Raw genomic sequence first — 17668 nt, forward strand, 5'->3', positions numbered from 1 at the left:
TTTACTGTTGTCTTTGATACACATATCTTTTGTGGATTACCACCACAAGGACTCCAGTGGGAATAATTATCAGAGCCCACAATATCACAGTTGTTACGTAATCAACTCCCAGTTCAAGCTTCGCATAAGTTGTGGAGCCAGCAATGACTTTTCCGGTGCTTTCTCCCTTCCAACATACGGGAAAAGAACATTTTTTGCCCACAATCTGGTATTCCTTCGGACCAAGTTTAAACTGAGTTGTCCCCTCTTTTCCAGTCTCATTAGCCACAACACGCCGGGGTGCATCATACCTTTCGGGGAACCTTTCCATAAGATAAGTGCTCAGCACCTCCACGGTTGCACCTGAAACAGGCTCGTTGCCTTTAACGACTTTAACAACAAGCGTTCCCCTTTCGATGTACTCGTCTGAGACATCTTCCTTGTGATCGGGATTTGCGAGATCATAAGCCTCGACATATGAGAAATTCTTAAGCTGGCCAAACTGCTTGGGATTCACGATGACAGGATTCTTGGGATTGCTTGGGTCGAATATTATTTTATAATTTCCGACATAATACTCAGCCCAGCTGTGATCTTCTCCAGGGGCTCTTACGATTCTCGCCTTAACTCCCTCTTGGTTCATTAGGTACACAAAGACCTTGGCGTACTCTTCACAGTTTGCGAGTTTTGAATGGAGAACCCACTGAGGGGGAACGGGAAAAGAGTTAAAGGGTCTGAACAGGTGAAGTTCACCCTGATTATTATGATAAAAACCGTATCCAGCCAATAACTTCTCAATGAGCGACATATTCTCAGGTTGTACAAAGTAAGGATTCGCAAAGTTTTGCTGTTCCCACGAGTATATTCTCAAAGCAAGTTCGTTTGGGTTCGTTGTGTTTAGACCAATTTGATCGAGGACTTCACTCATTATTTTGTCTCCTCTGATAAATTTGTAAGCTTGTGGAATGGTGATAAGTACCAAAGATATGACCACATATGCCATAAGGGTTTTCATGATCACTCTTGTGATTTTCTTCAGAGCATATTTAAGAGTGACTTTCCGGATGTCTGGCTCCTTTGAATCCATTTTTACGCTCTTCCCCCTTTTCTTTCTCCTCCTTTTCTTGTGGGGGCTTGTCTCTTCGTTTCTCGAAGGCGTAATACACGAGGCTGTTTAACAGCGTAACTCCAACAATTGATCCAAACGCTAATTCAACAGACCAAACTTTGATGTCATATATCTTCCTCTCAATATTCACAAGAGACATGTTAAGTTGCTGTATCTGCTGGTTGAGAATCGTTATATTCTGCTTTATTTGGATAAGCTCCAAGTTTGTGACGTTTACAGTTACATTCTCATAGAGGGTTTTGTAATAATCCCTTTCTCTGGTGACGTTTTCAAGAGTCTGATTCAGTCCCTGTAATTGTTGCTGAAGGAGAGATAAATTCGCTTCACACTCTGCAAGCTCATTGTTTGATGTCTGAGAGGTCTGTTGTGGAGAAGTTTGCGGGTCACCCGCCAAAACAAAGGATACAAAGAGGAGTAAAATCAAAAACGTCAGGGATACCATCCTTTTCTCCATCCCATCACCTCATACCATTTTCCTGTGGAGTTTCATCATTACATTGTCTTCCAATTCTTTGGCCCTCTCCCTTGGAAATGCCTTTTCAACTTCCATCCAGAAGGCGGAGGAATGATACGTCGTCTCTGCCTTCAAGTGTGCAAGTTCATGGACGAGCACGTAAAGTATCTCTTCCTCCTCCAGCTTAAGGACCGAAGGGTCGAGGGTAATTGTGCCATACCTGAATGAAACCCTGGCGATTGAGGTTTTCAATGGCCTAACCTTGACCTTCACGTCCCTCTGGCAGTCCAAAAGTTCTCTGGCACGCTCAAGCAGCTCCTCCAACATGCCTGCGCACCTCTGGAACAACGGATTCCTCCACGAGCCTGTCAATCTCCTTAGAAAGTTCCCGGTATTTCTCGAGGTCGTCCCCTGTAACGGCCTCCATAATGTCCTCAAAGAGGGCACTTGAGAGTCTTCTAACCGTTCTCGGATTCAGCTTTCTGAGACGCTTGAGCTCCCTCTGGAACCTCTTAAGCTCAACGTTCTCAAGCCCCAGATAATTTGAGGCGTAGAACTTAACCGACTCAACGAGGGACTCCTGCCATGTTCTTCCTGCCTTCTTCTTTTCATACTCCTCGGCCTGCTCCTCAAGGAGCTTCACCTGCTTTGCAAGGGCCTTAAGGTCCATATTCCTGTTGAGCCACTCCTCAAGGAGACGGTTGAGCCTCTCAAGGATGGCCTTGTAAACGGGGTCGTGGGCGTTGTCTTCCGCCTGATAATACAGCTTATAGAAGCGCGCAACAATCTCGAAGGACGCCTCTTTTCCAGAAAGCTCGCCGAGCCTCACCTTAACAAGCTCCCTCATCGGCCCGACTTCCATATGCTCGTGGACGAAGCGGAGCAAATCGTCCCAGAACTTGCTCTTTTTACCCGTGAATCCAACGAGGCGGACGAAGGCAGAGTAAACCGCACCAACCGCCACCATGTCGTCCATGTAAGCGAGCCTCGCCGGGTGTGCCCCAAGGGAGCGGTACATTGAAACAACTTCACGCAAGTCGTTGAAGAGCCTCACGGCCCTTGGCTCGTTGCCCTTGAAGTCGAGTGCGATCGGTGCGAGTATATTACGAACCCTGTCCATCTCCCCCTCAAGCTCCTTCCACCTGCCCTGTTTCCGGAAGGCCTTGAGAACATCGACCTCGATACCAATCCTTGAGAGCTCTTCCTTAACGCTCTGGAGTTTGTCCTCGAACTCCTTCACCTTCTCTTCAATGCTCCTCGCAAAGTTGCGCTGGAAGTCCTCAAGCACCTTGGGATCCTGCTTTGCCAGCATCTCGTAAATGCTCTTCACGCGGATTACCGCGGGCAAGAGGCCAACGCCGTCCACCACCACCCCAGTCTCTTTGTTTGGGTAAGGCCGGTTCACCCTCGTGACCGCCTGAAGGAGCCTGTGCTCGAATATCGGCTTGTAAAGGTACATTACTCTTAGAATCGGCGCATCGAAGCCCGTTAGGAGCATGTCGGTAACGATGAGAACCTTGGGATAATCCTCCTCTTGGAACCGCTCAACGATGAGCCTGTTAATGGTGTCATAATCTTTCTTTTGGAATTCTCTTCTCGTCTTGAGCCACCTCTTGAACTCCTCGATTACTTCGCTCGTCTCGTTGTGCTGGTAGGTCATGACGACCTCGGAAAGCCTTTCAGCGTTCTCGCAGAGCTCTCTGAAGTGCTCGGCAACCTCAACTTTCCCCTCCTTTTCGAGCTCCCTAACCCTGGAGCAGAAGTATTCCCTAAACGCCCTGTCGAGGGCTTTCTTGAAGTGCACGCAGGCCTCCCTGTTCACAGCAACAACCATCGCCTTGAAGCTGAAACCCATTGTGTCGTCATAAATCCTCTTGGCGATGTATTCGGCAAAGCGCTCGATTTCCCTGGGGCTCTCAAGGAAGACCCTCGACTTTCTGAGCTCTTCGGCGAGTTCCCTTGAGCTCATCTTCAGGCCCTTCTTTCGGCCCATGAGGAAGGCCTCGACCTCCTCGGGGTCGTTGAGCTGGTAAGCATTGATGAACGCCTTGAGCTTGTTCTCGTCGAGGGCAATTGAGACGCCTTCCTCCTCGATGACCTCATGGGTTATGTCGAGGGTGAAGCCGTCCCTGATGGAGTCGCTTATGAAGTAAACGTCGAGGAAGTACTCGCCGTCTTTGGGGTAAGCGAACTCCTGGAAGGTGTTTCTGCTCCTCTTGAATATCGGCGTCCCCGTGAATCCGAAGAACATCGCCCTCGGGAAGAGAGCCCTCATAACCGCGGCAAGCCGGCCATACTGGGTTCTGTGGGCCTCGTCGATGAGGAAGAGGACCTCAGGCTTTTTAACGGCCTTCTCGGCCTCGAACTTCTCCTCACCTTTGACTTTCCTCACCCTTACCAGGTCCTTGAACTTGCCGTACTGGAACTTCTGAATCGTTGTTATGTGCAAACCGGTGGGGATAACCCTTCCGGTTTCCTCGCTCTTCATCATCTCCTCGATGCGCTTCCTCAGTTCGGAGATGTTCTTTATGACATCAAAGTGTTCCCTGAACTCCCTGTCCTCAACCGCCTCGAAAACACCGGAGTGTTGCTCCTTGAGGTCGGTCCTGTCCACGACGAAGAACACAACGGGGTTCCGCCCTTTGTACCTGTTGAGAAACCAGTTCGCCACGAAGAACATTATGAACGTCTTCCCGCTCCCCTGCCACTGCCAGACAAGGCCGTTCCTCTTCCCGTCGCTTTGGGAGAGGTATTCCTCGATTCTCTCGATAATCCTCTTCGTTGCCCTGTACTGGTTCCACCTCGCGATGACCTTAATCCTTTTCGCGCCCCTCTCGTTCTTCCTGAAGAAGAAGGTGTAATACCTTAACACGTCGAGGAGCCTTTCGGGGGAGAGGAGGTCGAAGACATCGGGCCTTTCCTCGTTCGGATACCTCCACTCGAAGGCCGGGGCACCCCCGGATTCCCTCGGCATCGTGGGGGTGTAAAGCTGCTTATCACCGTATGCCACTCCAAGCTGGACGAATCGGAAGAGTGGCTTGGAATATCTCTCATACCTCCTTATCTGGGTTAAGGCCTCCTCTTCCGTGCCATGAACCTTCGACCACCTTCTCCAGTCGATGTCCTCAAGCTCGATGATGCCCTTGGCCTTCGCCTCGATGATGACGACTGGAATGCCGTTTATGAAGAGAGTAAAGTCGGGCTTGATGTTCTCGGGAAAGCCCGGATACTTGGCTTCATGAAGGAAGAAAAAGACGTTGTTGGCTGGATTGTCGTAATCAATGAGAATAACCCTGTCGTGCCTGCCCAGGGACGTGAGCGGAAGACCGTACTTGATGTATTCCAGCATCTCAACCTCGTCGGCCTTTTCGAGGTTGCCCCTTATCTCCTCCCAGACCTTCTCCTCTTCCTCCTCAGTCAGGTTGGCAAAGAAGCCCCTGTTGAGCTCGCGTATCTTCTCTTCAAGGACGTTCCAGAGAAGGAAGCTTCCGAGCGAGCCTTCAAGCCCGCTGTACTTTGAAACCATCTTGTGCTCCTCAATTCCAAACTTTTCATTGCCGTCCTCCCAGCCGATTCGGAGAAGATTCTCCTTTATCTCCCGATGAACGGCGGACTCAGGTATCAGAGCCATACCCTTTCACCTCTGATCCAGATAACAACTCCTCAAGGGAACTAATAAACTTATCCAGACCTGAACTCCTCAGGCCCTTCAAAGCGAGGTTTCCGCTCCCGATGGGGTAAAGGCGAATCACCTCCGAGCCCATGAGCCGGGCCTTCTCATCGAGCAGGGCAAACTCTTCAAGCAGTCTCTCCCTTGTTATCATCGCGGGAACCTCCAAAGTATTGACGGCAGAGCTCTTCGACCTCCTCGCGAGAGGGGAACGGATACGGCTTATCCACACCGCTGAGGTATTCAAGCAGTTCCCCAACGATATCGGAGACATCGAATTTGGCCGCGAGCCTCTTGAGTTTGCGCTCATCAAAGCCCTTTCCCCTGAGGAGAACGATGGAGTAAAGCAGTCCCCTCGCGTCCCGGCCAAGCTTCAACGCATGAACGATGACCTCTTCGAGGCTGAGCTTTTGCCCGGGCCAGTAATAATGATAAACCCCCGATGAGATTAGCGGTAGCCCAAAGTCCGCGAACCGAGCCAGACCGGTGAGCTGAAACTCGCCGACGCTTTTTCCTTTAAAGGAGCTTGTGGCAAGGATCAGCTCTTCAACACCACTCCAGACGACGGAGGCGTTTGGGTCGAGTTCTTTCGCCTTAATCGAGTTCTGGAGGTAAAAGTATTCATCCGCGAAGGCCTTGAAGGGGGCAAAGCGCTCGCTTACGAAGTAACCCTCCTTTTTCCTTCCCACAACCAGCGGTTCCATGAGCCCGTTGAGAACCCTGTGAAGCGTTGCCCTGCTCACGTTGGCCTTCAGCTGAATGAGCCAAAGGGGCTGAGGTTTTTCAACTTCGAGGGTCGAAAGGACTTTGAGACGGCTTCCGGTTAGAATGTCCTCCATTTTGACGTGGGGGTACTCCAGCTTTATGCTTCTGAGGAGGTGGTTCACCCTGTTCTCAGCGGGCTTAACAACCATCGGCTTCTTCCCTTCAAGCTCGACGAGACCCTTCCCCTCAAGGGAGTGCAGGAGGGCGGAGAGCGTGCCCTTCGAGAGGCTGAGCTTATTGGCTAACTCGGTCATTGTGATTGGTTCTTCAATTGAGAGGAGGACCCTAAGCTCGGCCTTCGTGAGTGTCATGTCTCAAACTTCCGAACGATTTTATAAAAATGTTTGGGTTTTTGAGACAGGACAATGTATTAATATTCCACGCTGAAACATTAAAGGAATGAAGGTGGGGGTTGCCCGCCCGACCTTCACCTCACCCTCACCTCGCCGGTGAGGAGCTTCTCCATGACGGCCCTCTTCATGCGTTCGAGCTTCTCCCGCTTTTCCCTCTTTGCCTCGATGGCCCCGTCGATGGTTCTGAGGATTTCGGCGATTTTCTTCTGCTCTTCGATGGGGGGGAGGGGGATTTTGAGTTTCATGAATTTATTTGGGTTAATTCTTTGTCTGCTGGGAGTACTTCCTGTTACAACCTGTTGGGAAATCTGGATGAAGTATTTGTCTTGAAGTGCATAATAAAGGAATTCAGACTTTAAATTTCTGACTGGTTTCAGAGGTATAAACTCTGTTGAGGATATTTTTTTGTAGTCGCTCTCTCCAGTAACAAGCCATATTTTTGGTATCCTTGGGTTAAGCTTTCCGAAAAGAACAACTCCCACATCTATAACAAATTTTGTGCTTTTTATAGAACTTCCTTTCACGATTTCAGGTTTTCCTGTTTCGTGAAATGCTGGAATGCTGTAAAGTTCAAATAACTCGTTCGGGAGCTTCTGTGGATCAATTGACTTTTTTATTCTCTCGGCGACTTCTCCAAGTTCAACAACCTCCCACTCCTCCGGGATCTCGACCTTCCGCCCGTTCAGCTCGACGGTCTTGAAGCGGGTGTGGTTTATGCCCCTCGTTAAAAGCGTCTCCATCGTCCCCTTCTTGAGCCTCTCCAGCTTGGCGATGCTCTCCTCGATTGCCTGAATCGCCTCGTCAATCGAGCGGAGCACCCCGGCGATTTTCTTCTGCTCTTCGAGGGGTGGGAGAACCACTTTTACAGTTTTAACCAGATCGTGGTTAAGATGTTGTACATTAAGACCTTGAGAGAATGCTTTCATTATTGTCCTCACTGTGCCCCAAGAGAGCCAGTAAAAGAGGAAATGACTGTTGATATTCTCCTTGTCAAAGATTAATTTGGTGAGATCCATTGAGAATACTGCAATCCCATCCTCTGGAATAAGGTCGGAAGTTATAATCAGTGGGGCTCCGATGATAAATCCCTTTGTCATGTCTGTATTCGCGATTAAAATGTCTCCAGGGGAAAGGATGAATCTCTCTTTAACTTGAACAGACTCCTTAAGGTATATCCTTTCCGCAGTTCGCTTTACTCCACCCTCCTTCTCAAGGTCATTTATCGTGATGAACCTCTTTGAGGTTCTTGTCTCTGAAAGATCTGCCCTCCGATATGAGTACCCCCTCTGAAACTTTGCAATCTCTCCAAGCTCAACAACCTCCCACTCCTCAGGAATCCTCACCTTCCTGCCGTTCAGCTCGACCTCCTTGAGCCTCGTCTCCCTGTAAAACTGGAAAGCTGGGAGGGCCTCACTCATCGCCCATCACCCTGATTATGCCCTCAATGTAGGTTTTGGCCTTCTCCACTAACTCCTTCTCCCTCTCCTCGATTTCCCTGAAATCCTTGAACTCCTTGGCTAAGTCGATGTGCTCCCTCTCGTCCTCTGGGAAGACGTAGAGGCTGACGTTGAGGTTGTAGTCGTTCTTTCTTATCTCATCAAGGGCCACAACCCTCGAAAAGCCTTCCACCTCCTTGAACTCCCTGTAAGCCTTCACGATTTTCTCGATATGCTCCGGAGCGAGCTGGTTGAGCTTCCTGACCTCGGGGTGCTTCCTGAACTCCTTCGAGGCGTTGATGAAGAGTATCTTGCCCTTCCGCTCCTCGGGCTTGTTCGGGTTGAGCACCATTATGATTCCCGGCGCGCCGGTGTTGTAAAACAGCTTCTCTGGAAGGAGAACAACGGCCTCGATGAGGTCGTCCTCGACGATTCCCTGCCTTATGGCCTTCTCGGCCCCGCCCCTGAAGAGGGCCCCGCTGTCGAGGACGATGCCGACCTTTCTCCGGGCGTAGTAGAGCATCAGCTGGACCCACGCCCAGTCCGCGGACTGCTTGGTCGTGTACCCGTACCTGTAAATGTGCTTTATCCTCCTGTCGCTTAGACGGGCTTCATCGTAGCCGTCCTGGTTCCAGGGCGGGTTGGCAATGACGTAATCAACCTTTCCGTCCTCGACCCCGTTCTCCCTGAGCTCCTCCTCCCACCGGGGGTTTACGAGGCTGTCGGCGCCTTCGAATATCCTGAACTCCTGAATGCCGTGCAGGATGAGGTTGAGCTTTGACAGCGCCGCGGTGGTCTCGTTGAGCTCCTGGCCGTAGAGCATTATCGCGGGCTCACCGTCGAGGCCTTCCCTTTCGAGTTTCTCCTTGACGTACCTGTACGCCTCGATGAGCATTCCGCCGGAACCGCTGGCCGGGTCGAGGACGTCGCTCCCGTCTTCAATGTCGAGCAACTCGACGAGGAGCCTTATCACTTCCCTCGGCGTGTAAACCTCCCCCTCCTTGGCCTTCTGGGGTGCGAAGTACGAGAGGATCCACTCGTATGCATCGCCCAGTATGTCGCTGTCGAACTCCGCAAAATCAACGCGGTTGAATATCTTGACGATCTCCTCAAGCTTGTGGAGGTTGTCCTCCTTGATGAAGCCGATAAGGCCGAGAACCTCGACGAGCTTCTTGAGGTCGCTTAGCTCTTCGTTCATCTCCGAGATCTTTATGAGTGCATTTGCCATCTCCTTGATGCTTTCCCTGCTCTTCACAACCTCGTGCCAGGTGTAAAGTTTTCCAGTCTCCTCGTCGAAGAGTTTGTAATACCTCTTGTTTGTGATGATGTAAGCCTGAACCTTGGGTTTGCCTTCCTTCATGAGATCCTGGGCAATTTTCATCCAGCGGTCGCTGATTGCCTTGTAAAACAGGAACACGAGCAAAGCTTTGTAATCGAGGCCGCCCCTTATCTGGTCGGCCGCGGCCTTGAGGAGTGAGATGAGCCTGTCGCGGGTGATTTTGCTCTCAGCCGGGAACTTCAGGCGGTAATATGTCCTTCTGAAGTCGTACACGTCTTTCCTGGCCGTTATCAGGCCGGCCTTTCTTAGGATTGAGAGAACTTCACCCACGTTTTTAGTCGTGAATTTTGGTTCTTTGATGCCCTTCTCCATGAGTTCCTTTCTCTTTTCCTCAAAGAGCTTTTCCACGTCTTCCTGGGTGAATTCTTTGTCCCTGAATGCGTCTTTTATCAGAAGGTATCTTTCGCGAACCCAGGACTGGAGTTCTTCGAGAATCGCCCACTCGTCGGCACCGTTTTTAACACCGTTCTTGGTCTTTGCCTTTGACCTCGGCATGGGTGTCACCAAAGTAATTAATGTCGTTATCGCTTAAAAGCTTTTTGGTTTTAGTTTAGCTTAATTGATAAGTTAAAATCATTTAACTTAATTATTCTCTGGTCTTTGAAGAACCCCAAACGCTGCGAACAATCATTATTGATTCCAGTGTCAGGCGATTACTTGACACTGAGGAGCTCATATTTAGCACCAGCCGATGCACTCTGAGGCTGAAGAATTCTCAAACCTCAATCTTCCCCTCATAGTGTATTCTATCAGTTATGAACTTTTTCTGAGATCCATGAGGAGCCGATAAAGACCAATGAGAAGCTCCTCCATGTCTTCTCCATATATTCTCCTCAGCTCTTCTGCGAGCTCAGGCATGGTCTTGGTGCCCCAAGGCTTGACGTCCTCGATTCTGACGAGGTCACCGTCCACAATGTACGCGTCGCGGGTCTCAAGATAATCCAAAAGGTGGATGAGGTATCTGCGTATGATGTGAGGCGACTTGTATGGAAGGTATGTCGCTGAGAGGGAGAGAGCAACGCGGTCAAGGTCTTCGGGGAAGTTGACGATATAGCGGTCTTCTTCGGTCCTGAGGTCGAAGGCCCACAGCCCGTGAGGAGTGAGGGACACAATCACTGGCATGACGTCACGGAACTTTGTCCGTGGTTTCATTTTCTCACCCCCACGATGGCCACTTCCACAGGCTCGGCGATTAACTCGTTTTTAAACACCCCAAACTCCATATCCACACCCCTTGGTGTTATTTTGCGGAGAAGGAAAAACGAAAAGTTCACAGGGCGGGAAAAGGGTTTTATGTGGTGTTGATTTGGTGTTGTATGTGTGTCCCCCATACATAGCAATCCCGTCAACAAAAATGTAGGATTTTTGCAAAGGGCTTAAGGCCTCGGTGGTGGTTACTGGGGAGGGGTGTTGGGTGTATGTGGTGTTTCCATACATAGTAAAATTCGAAACAAAAATACAAGATTTTTGCAAAGCCTTAGGGCACTTAAGGGTTCGGATTGTGTGGGCGTTTGACGTTAGCAGAAGAAAGAAAAAGGTGTTGGTTTGAGATATCATCCTGGGGCGGCTTGATTCGCTGTTCCCGGGGCTCTCTTACTGATAAATGTTTCCACAATGTTAAACCCAGCCTCTTTGGCCTTCTTTTCATTGAGCTTGTACCTGCCCTCTTTTGGGAGCACGATTCCATTATCAATGAGCCATCTGACAGTCTTTGAAAGCTCTTCTTCTGGGGCATTGATTCGTTCAATGAGCTCGTCAAAGGTCAGATTTGGCTCCATGGAGAGCACGTTAACGACCTCATCTGCCAGTTTAAGGCCGATCTCGCCATCTTCTGTAATGTGCCCGTTGATTACCTCGTTAATGATCTCCCAGGGGAGTATTACCCCGTAAACCTGCTTCTTGAGCTCGGGAACATACACTCCTTTCTGGGGCAGGATTTCTTCCAGCTTGTATCCCATACCCTCAAGGTACTTTGCAACGATTCTTGGCTTGCGTGGGATTTTCCATCCTGGATAATCTTTTCTGAGTTCTGCGAGAGTTTTGGTCGATATTAAAAGGCCCCTCTCAAGGATTATGCCTTTCTTCTCGATGGAAACGGCCTGAATGAGGTCTTCAAGCTCCGGCGGAATGCGAGTTTCTCTTTCGTGGAACACTTTAGAGATATGCCGCGCCGCTTCCCCAATATCGAACTCAAGGCCGTGCCTGTGAAGGAGTGCGGCGAGGAGCTCCGCACCGACCATGAGAGTCGCAAACTTCTCTGGATCACGGCCCTCGATTATGTTGTTTTGGACTGCATAATCGTACCACCTTCTAAACCTTCCCTTGATGAAGTGCTTTCCACCCAGATCGTTGGCGACATCAACGAGTTGTTTAACGAAGTACGGAGCATAAACAATGCCTCGTGTAATTCCGACAGGCCCGTCGAGTTCTTGGCGGTATCTCTGCTTCTTCTTGTTATCGAGGGGAGTGTTGAGCTCAAGTATTATCAGCCTGTCCATTAGTGCGGTGTCGTTTTCGAATTCTGGGACGAGCTTGTTTGCCGTGAACACGGGCACAGCAGTAAGTTCGTAAAGCTTAACGCTTGCGATTCCACGACCTCTGAAGCTCTTCGCGTTTGAGGTGAGGATTGCCTTAAGGTCCGCGAGTTTCTTTGAGTTATATTCGTGAATGTCATCGAGAAGCACGGGGAAGGTTGAGGCGCTGAAAAGCTCGTCGAATCTGAAATCCGAACGGTATGCTGAGGACTCCCAGACGTATGAGCCGTAAGCGTTTACTGCGATGAACTGGGCGATGTGGCTCTTGCCGGTTCCTGCCGTTCTTCCAAGGAAGAGCAGTGCTGGCTTTATGCCCGTGAGGTCGATTATCGCGGAGAGGAACCCAGCAATGCCCATATAGGCCATTGAGGCATAGTAAACGTGAGGCGGCAGGAATTCCCGATACTTAATTATTCCTTCAAGGAACTCTTCGTACTCTTCCTCTGTAATTTTCAGGCTCCATTCTTTTAGCTTATCCGTTACTTCTGCTGCAAGTGGAGAGTTTGGCAGGAGAACATCGGTTGTGTTTGGAAGTGCAGCGACAAAATTCCCATGATTCGCCTCATAAATTCCCGGAGCAAAATAAGCGTGCCCATTGTGTATCTGGCTCAGCCATGTGAAGTACTTCTTTAGAAGTTCCTTTTCGTGGCTCGTTGTTATTCCATTCCTCGCGAGATCCTCGACAACTTTCTCGACAGAGCCCTCAATTACAGCTCCTCCCACATAAAGCTTGATAAAAGTCATGCCCCGGTAAAATATTGCCTTGATGAGTTCGATGGGTTTGGACGTCAGAGGAGTTTCAGTTATGAGCTCTGAGTCAAAAATTTCCCACGGGCGTTCTTCATATTTAAAATAATACAGCTTCTTCTTCCCTTTCCACACAATGCCCTTCTTGTCTTGGAATATTACCCTCTGAACCCTAATTTTGAAATAAAGGTTCTTCAGAGCTCTTGGGGGAACTGGAAGATCGGGATCAATCAGTTCTAATTTGTGAGCTAGGAAGCCAAAGAGATCGCTCCGGGGGGAGATATGTCGTTCATTCAAAACCCCCATCACATATACTCGCGTATTGCGGGCAAACTGTTCGACTTTTCTCCTGGCAGGCTTCACAGCAGATATAATACGGCGAACAATCCTTGATGCCTCCTCCTTGGCCATTTCGGGACTTACTGACTTTCCCTCCTGCTCATACCTGCGCTGTATTGCGTCTGCAATCATCTCTGTGAGAGCAGGTATTCCCCTTAAACGTTCTCGGGAGCCCGAATTCGGTGCATACCACCAGTCCTGCCGAATCGAGTCGGTAAATAATTCAGAGCGCTCTTTCAGAAGGGTTATGAACTCGTTTTTAATTTCAGGGAAGTCCTCTTCAAGGGATTTTCCACGAAGTGTTATCCAAGCGTTATTGTACGCGTATACCCATGCCTGAACCCTTTTCTTCGCCTCCTGTGATGGCTGGCCGTCGCTGGGGCTTCTCTTTCTGGTAAATTCGGGATCGTCAAGGAGGTTGGCAAGGATCTCGGCAGATTTGAGTGGGTGGAGTCCCAGCCGGGCAAGTGCTGATGCGAGAGTTAATGTGAAATCCTGACGAGGTAAGTATTTGAGATATTGCCGAACAAGTTCGGCGATTGTCGCTGAGTTGACATCCTCTGTAACGGGAAGCTTCGCGTAAAATCTTTCAGATATCTGGGGGATTTCCGAGGGCTTTCGTGGAGGCTGAAGTTCAATTTCCTGATATGACGGATAAAGCTCAGAGAGAATACCATGAAGCTCCTCGAACTTTATGGATGTTATATCTCCAGTTTTTGCATACGTGTAAAGAAGAATGGCGTATTCTCTTGAAGTTATGGTTCTAATGGGGAGGTACGGCCCCAGAATAAATTTATATCGAGTCCCGCTGGGATGTACGCTGGGAGGAGCAACGACGAGGGCCCCCTCTCCCCGTATCTCAAGCGACGAGAAGAATTTCCCGAGGCTTATGGTCTTCATCATCACCGAGGCATTTGGGTCTTTCCAGTCAACTAAAAAGTAAACATGGACACCTTTTCCGGTTTCAACGATCCAAGTCTCAAAGAGCTCTGTGAGCCCGTATTCTTCGAGAACAACATAATGCTCTGAAATGGCCTCTTGGCTTTCATAATCGAATACGATTAATCCTCCGCTTTTCTTACCGCAAAGGATACCGATGTTCCAAGGGCCGTCTTCAAGCTGTTCGGAGAAATTCTTGCGGGTTATTGTGGCACTTTCCCAGGGCCCAGCAGGGGCCTTGTCTCTGAATTTGACCTTTATGGGGGTTAAACCCATCTTGAGATAATGCTCGGTGTACTCCTTGAGCTCTGTGATGAACTCCTCCATCATTCCTTTCACCCAGCGATTGGATGAGAAGGGGGAATTAAACATAACGCCTTTGAGCAGATTGTGAGGACCATGGTGAATGTTCTGGAAGTTCTTGGGGGAATTATGGAAAGCACCAAGTGTGTACATCGATGGTTCTCCCGCCTTTCGCAGGGAATAAAGGTGTTTGGGAAGCCTTTGGATTTTATGGAAAACACGGAATGTATTCCCCACCCTCTTTAATTCCCCTCATGAAGGTTGTCATGTGCTCCCTTGATTTCTTTCCACAATCTCCATAAATTCCAAGCCACAGTTCATGAACCTTAATAACTTAATAACACGTTATGGAACATTTATTAGAACATGACATTAATTGGAAAACATGATGTCGCAATCTGCTCGTCTCATGGGAATCACGGAAAACTGGGAATGCTAATTTTCCTGAAACCAGCAGAAAGAAGGTAAGCCAAAAGAACAATCAGTGTAAGGCAGGAGCCTGACGCAGTTCTTTTAAACTTCAGCCTCCCACAGTCTTCTTCGGGGTCGTGAAGGTGGTGCCGATGGACGAGGAGAACTTAACTCCCTCCGAGATTGTGGTCAAACTAATCAAAGATAACCCGGACTTGAAACTCGAAGAAGCACAGCCAGGGGACATTGGTATTGACCCAATCGCCGATGGATACTTCTCGCCCGATCTCGACGTCAGCATCAATATCAAAAAAGTCAAAATATTTAAAGTTCACAACGGAGAAGACGTTAAGGCATTTTGGATTAACGGTTTTATGTTAATTTCCCGAGGAATGGTTATACGGAATCATAAAACGGGTGCAATTGCAGATTTGATTCTCATTAAACTCTCCAAGGACAGGGTTCTCCTAAAGGGAGCACTTAACGGGAAGCCCATTATGGCATACTTCGAGGTCGAGCCGAGCGAGTGGTTCATCGACGCGCTCATCCACGCGGCTGGAATACTCCTCAAAGATTACGGCGAGAGGAGTCTCACGCCCGTTCGAGATGGTTGAAATCCCCTTGTGCATTTTGTTTCATTTTCGAACCCAATAAGCGGGATTGCTCTGGCCCAATTTGTCAAATTGTGTTAAGTAAAAAATCCTTTACTGGTGTAAGGCAAATGCCTTACACTGAATTAACACTTGTGTAAGTATTCTTTGGAATTGTCCGGAGGACTTAGATCGAATCTAATCTCAGGAGCAGTTCGTGGGCGGCCTTCTCCTGCGTGTAATGCAGGATATAATCTAGCCTTTTGTGGCCAGTTATTTTGGCAATGAGTTGGGGTGGATACTTTTTTTCTGCTAAGTAACCCACGAACGCGTATCTTAGGCTGTGGGTGTTGAAGCCGTATGTTTTCTTCACCCACGTTGATATTTTGATGACGACTCCTTTCTTACCATGCTTCTGAAGTTCCCGTTCAAGGAGCCCCTCGAGGGCCAATAAATCCGCTTTTTTGACCTCTCTGGGCAAGATCATCAATCGTTGATATCCGTCTCGCCGTTTCTCAACTGTAATGAATGCTTCCCGTGAGTATTCTCTTGAGACCTTGGAGATGAATTCAATTGCCTCTCCAATTCGTGAACCGTTTCTAAGCTGTGTCAAAAGTATCACTAAGTACATTCTTCTCTTGAGTGCCTTTACACCTTCCTTCTTTCTTGCCTCTCTGAGATCTTTGAGCAGAAGCCGATAAGTCTCTTCGTAATCCAGGCCTTGGTCCCAGCCCATGATGGCCACCTAATTGTGTTTTTTGTTTAACTTAAATGCAAATTTTGCTTATAAGTTTTACTTTTTGGTGGCAATTTGTTGAGCTTAGGGTCGTAAGTTAAACACAGAAGTGATCCGTTAGTTTTAACTCCCCACCCCCCGCTCGGAGCCGAGGTGTTAGACATGATGAGGCAGGTTCGGAAAATCGGCTCCCTAACCATCGAACTCGAACCTGAACCCACTGCAGTGCTGAAGGCAACTGACCTGCCAAAATACTTCGGAGGGGTAACCACCCTGCACCTGCCCCCAGAATCCGTAACCGCTTTAGCCAGTGCCATTCAGGATAAAGAGTTCGATACCTTCTTCATATATGTCGATACATTCAGGGTTGATACCCGCATTGAGGCAAGAATATGGAAGGTCCAGGGTACCAAGGATGGTCACAATCGACGACGAAACATCCTGATAAAAGCTCCCGAAGCTAGGAACATCATCCAGCTAACCCTGCACCTAAGCGATGGCAACCGGGAGAAGGTCTTCTTGAAGATGCTCAATTACGCCACGAAGGGCCTGGAGTTTAAGCTCCTTACCAAATTTTAATTTTTTAGTGAAGAGCAGGCCCCCTGAAGTTCATGTACCTTTTCATTCGTCGGTTTACCCTCAACTTCTCGCTGTCCATTTCCATATGACATCTTCTTCATTCAATCGGGGGAGTTATATTTAATTGCCCACTCCCAACTTCAGATTTTGGGTGGATTTGTATGGCAGAGGCGATGGTGAAAAGTGTATACGAGGCCCAGCTTCCAGCCGGAATCCAAATCGTCCAGAGGACACGCGGGGAAAGATACGGAATACCAGCCAGCGAAATCGAGAGGTACCTCAACGAGCTGGAGCTCAAAGACATCAGTGAGAAGCACAAGAAAAAGCAAATCCAGTTCCTCAAAGAGTTTCTCTCAGTCCTGCCCGTGCTCGGCCAGTCATCGGAGCAGATTTACGTTGTAAGTGCTGTGACCATCGAAGAGTACCTGGAATACCTGGACTCCCTCAAGGGCAAGGACGGCCAGAATCTCGGATACAAGGTGAAAAAGGACAGAATCGCGACTGTGAGAAGGTTCTTGACGGCAGTTGGTATCAACGACCCTGAGATAATAAACAGGCTCAAAGCCGTGGAAACAGAGCTCAGGAGAAAGTGGAAGATGCACGTTGCAATGAACACCAAAACGGTCACCAAGGAAGACATTGACAACCTCTTTCGGGCCCTCGAAGACCTCTTTGAGGATTATGAAATAAAGGAGGAGCAGTACTGCAAGACGCTCGCGTTCCTGCTGTTGCTGGCAACGACGGGCAGAAGGAAAGAAGAAATCGCGAGGGCGCACATTAGCTGGTTCGACTTTGAGCACAACATAATCAGACTTCCCCACTCAGCGACTAAAGTCGGCAGACAGTTGAAGGAAGTGGAAGGCTTCGAGATTCTCCCGTTGCATCCGGAGGCAAGGGCCTGCCTCAAAATGTACACAACCAAATTCAAATACGCTGTCGAAGCGAACGATGGATACCTCTTCGCCGTGCCGACAAGAAAATCCGAGAACCCGACGTTCTTCGATGCACTCATCAAAAAGCACAAGAGCCTGAGGGTGAAGCTCATTTACAGCCCGGGGACGCTCACGGCGGGCATGTTCAGGAAGTTCTTCATCCAATATTGGTATGAAAAGGGCGGAAACGAGCTCATACTCAAAAAACTCGTCGGGCACTCGCCGAGCACGGTTCACGAGCTCCATTATGCAAGGGGATTGCACCACAAGAAGCTCTTTGAGGAATACAACAGGGTCTTCGGCAACGTCCAATTCCTGACGAAGAAACAGCGGGCGATGGTTTCACGGTATCTCCCCAAAAAGGGCAAAAGAAAGCGCAGGAGAAGAAGGTGAGATTTCCTGTGTCTTTCTTTTTTCTTGGTTCCAAAGTTGG

General features: G+C 49.1%; 14 protein-coding genes. 3 read left to right on the forward strand and 11 right to left on the reverse strand.

The features are described from left to right. Window position 1 precedes the first annotated feature (1 nt). The 10 genes from TES1_RS08280 to TES1_RS08325 all read right to left on the reverse strand — a co-directional run bounded on the left by TES1_RS08280 (window position 2) and on the right by TES1_RS08325 (window position 14014). A complete protein-coding gene (locus tag TES1_RS08280; protein WP_042681844.1) occupies window positions 2-1066 on the reverse strand; it encodes a transglutaminase domain-containing protein in 1065 nt (354 codons plus the stop codon). Continuing rightward, window positions 1026-1562, reverse strand: coding sequence for a hypothetical protein (locus TES1_RS08285; RefSeq protein WP_042681846.1), 537 nt, complete (start codon window positions 1560-1562; stop codon window positions 1026-1028). The genes TES1_RS08280 and TES1_RS08285 overlap by 41 nt, the downstream gene beginning before the upstream one ends. 9 nt (window positions 1563-1571) lie before the next feature. After that, entirely contained in the window at window positions 1572-1889 is a 318-nt protein-coding gene (locus tag TES1_RS08290) for a M48 metallopeptidase family protein (RefSeq protein ID WP_042681848.1), read from the reverse strand. Next, complete coding sequence (locus TES1_RS08295; protein WP_051408202.1) at window positions 1870-5193, reverse strand: type I restriction endonuclease subunit R; 3324 nt, start codon at window positions 5191-5193, stop codon at window positions 1870-1872. The genes TES1_RS08290 and TES1_RS08295 overlap by 20 nt, the downstream gene beginning before the upstream one ends. Continuing rightward, entirely contained in the window at window positions 5177-5386 is a 210-nt protein-coding gene (locus TES1_RS08300; protein WP_042681849.1) for a hypothetical protein, read from the reverse strand. The genes TES1_RS08295 and TES1_RS08300 overlap by 17 nt, the downstream gene beginning before the upstream one ends. After that, the gene (locus TES1_RS08305; RefSeq protein ID WP_042681851.1) at window positions 5361-6308 is read right to left on the reverse strand and encodes a MarR family winged helix-turn-helix transcriptional regulator; all 948 of its coding nucleotides are present in this window, start codon (window positions 6306-6308) and stop codon (window positions 5361-5363) included. Before TES1_RS08305 ends, TES1_RS08300 begins: the two co-directional genes overlap by 26 nt. A gap of 116 nt (window positions 6309-6424) precedes the next feature. Continuing rightward, window positions 6425-7768 carry a restriction endonuclease subunit S gene (locus TES1_RS08310; protein WP_042681853.1) on the reverse strand — a complete coding sequence of 448 codons (1344 nt, stop codon included), beginning with the start codon at window positions 7766-7768 and terminating at the stop codon, window positions 6425-6427. Beyond that, on the reverse strand, window positions 7761-9620 hold the full coding sequence (locus TES1_RS08315; protein WP_227738482.1) for an HsdM family class I SAM-dependent methyltransferase: 1860 nt from the start codon (window positions 9618-9620) through the stop codon (window positions 7761-7763). Before TES1_RS08315 ends, TES1_RS08310 begins: the two co-directional genes overlap by 8 nt. A gap of 258 nt (window positions 9621-9878) precedes the next feature. Further along, window positions 9879-10277, reverse strand: coding sequence for a hypothetical protein (locus TES1_RS08320; RefSeq protein ID WP_042681854.1), 399 nt, complete (start codon window positions 10275-10277; stop codon window positions 9879-9881). A 401-nt stretch (window positions 10278-10678) separates the two neighbouring features. After that, entirely contained in the window at window positions 10679-14014 is a 3336-nt protein-coding gene (locus TES1_RS08325) for a bifunctional DNA primase/polymerase (protein WP_158505961.1), read from the reverse strand. Between the two features lie 536 nt (window positions 14015-14550). Between TES1_RS08325 and TES1_RS08330 the strand changes: the two genes are divergently transcribed. Next, window positions 14551-15012: a hypothetical protein gene (locus TES1_RS08330; protein WP_042681858.1), complete on the forward strand. Its 462-nt coding sequence runs from the start codon at window positions 14551-14553 to the stop codon at window positions 15010-15012. Window positions 15013-15175: 163 nt separating this feature from the next. Here the strand turns inward: TES1_RS08330 and TES1_RS08335 are convergent, their stop codons facing one another. Then, window positions 15176-15724 (reverse strand): site-specific integrase, encoded by a 549-nt coding sequence (locus TES1_RS08335; RefSeq protein ID WP_042681860.1) that lies wholly within the window; start codon window positions 15722-15724, stop codon window positions 15176-15178. A gap of 162 nt (window positions 15725-15886) precedes the next feature. Here TES1_RS08335 and TES1_RS08340 point away from each other — a divergent pair, with 162 nt between their 5' ends. Further along, entirely contained in the window at window positions 15887-16303 is a 417-nt protein-coding gene (locus tag TES1_RS08340; protein ID WP_042681861.1) for a hypothetical protein, read from the forward strand. Between the two features lie 161 nt (window positions 16304-16464). Further along, window positions 16465-17628: a tyrosine-type recombinase/integrase gene (locus tag TES1_RS08345; protein WP_042681863.1), complete on the forward strand. Its 1164-nt coding sequence runs from the start codon at window positions 16465-16467 to the stop codon at window positions 17626-17628. Window positions 17629-17668 lie beyond the last annotated feature (40 nt).

The sequence above is a fragment of the Thermococcus paralvinellae genome (assembly GCF_000517445.1).
GTDB lineage: Archaea > Methanobacteriota_B > Thermococci > Thermococcales > Thermococcaceae > Thermococcus_B > Thermococcus_B paralvinellae.

Bases quoted from the DNA above. Each gene is read 5' to 3' on its own strand.
- TES1_RS08295 (WP_051408202.1), bottom strand. From the start codon at position 5,193: ATGGCTCTGATACCTGAGTCCGCCGTTCATCGGGAGATAAAGGAGAAT.
- TES1_RS08325 (WP_158505961.1), bottom strand. From the start codon at position 14,014: ATGATGGAGGAGTTCATCACAGAGCTCAAGGAGTACACCGAGCATTAT.
- TES1_RS08310 (WP_042681853.1), bottom strand. From the start codon at position 7,768: ATGAGTGAGGCCCTCCCAGCTTTCCAGTTTTACAGGGAGACGAGGCTC.
- TES1_RS08285 (WP_042681846.1), bottom strand. From the start codon at position 1,562: ATGGAGAAAAGGATGGTATCCCTGACGTTTTTGATTTTACTCCTCTTT.
- TES1_RS08345 (WP_042681863.1), top strand. From the start codon at position 16,465: ATGGCAGAGGCGATGGTGAAAAGTGTATACGAGGCCCAGCTTCCAGCC.
- TES1_RS08305 (WP_042681851.1), bottom strand. From the start codon at position 6,308: ATGACACTCACGAAGGCCGAGCTTAGGGTCCTCCTCTCAATTGAAGAA.
- TES1_RS08335 (WP_042681860.1), bottom strand. From the start codon at position 15,724: ATGGGCTGGGACCAAGGCCTGGATTACGAAGAGACTTATCGGCTTCTG.
- TES1_RS08315 (WP_227738482.1), bottom strand. From the start codon at position 9,620: ATGCCGAGGTCAAAGGCAAAGACCAAGAACGGTGTTAAAAACGGTGCC.
- TES1_RS08280 (WP_042681844.1), bottom strand. From the start codon at position 1,066: ATGGATTCAAAGGAGCCAGACATCCGGAAAGTCACTCTTAAATATGCT.
- TES1_RS08340 (WP_042681861.1), top strand. From the start codon at position 15,887: ATGATGAGGCAGGTTCGGAAAATCGGCTCCCTAACCATCGAACTCGAA.
- TES1_RS08290 (WP_042681848.1), bottom strand. From the start codon at position 1,889: ATGTTGGAGGAGCTGCTTGAGCGTGCCAGAGAACTTTTGGACTGCCAG.
- TES1_RS08300 (WP_042681849.1), bottom strand. From the start codon at position 5,386: ATGATAACAAGGGAGAGACTGCTTGAAGAGTTTGCCCTGCTCGATGAG.
- TES1_RS08320 (WP_042681854.1), bottom strand. From the start codon at position 10,277: ATGAAACCACGGACAAAGTTCCGTGACGTCATGCCAGTGATTGTGTCC.
- TES1_RS08330 (WP_042681858.1), top strand. From the start codon at position 14,551: ATGGACGAGGAGAACTTAACTCCCTCCGAGATTGTGGTCAAACTAATC.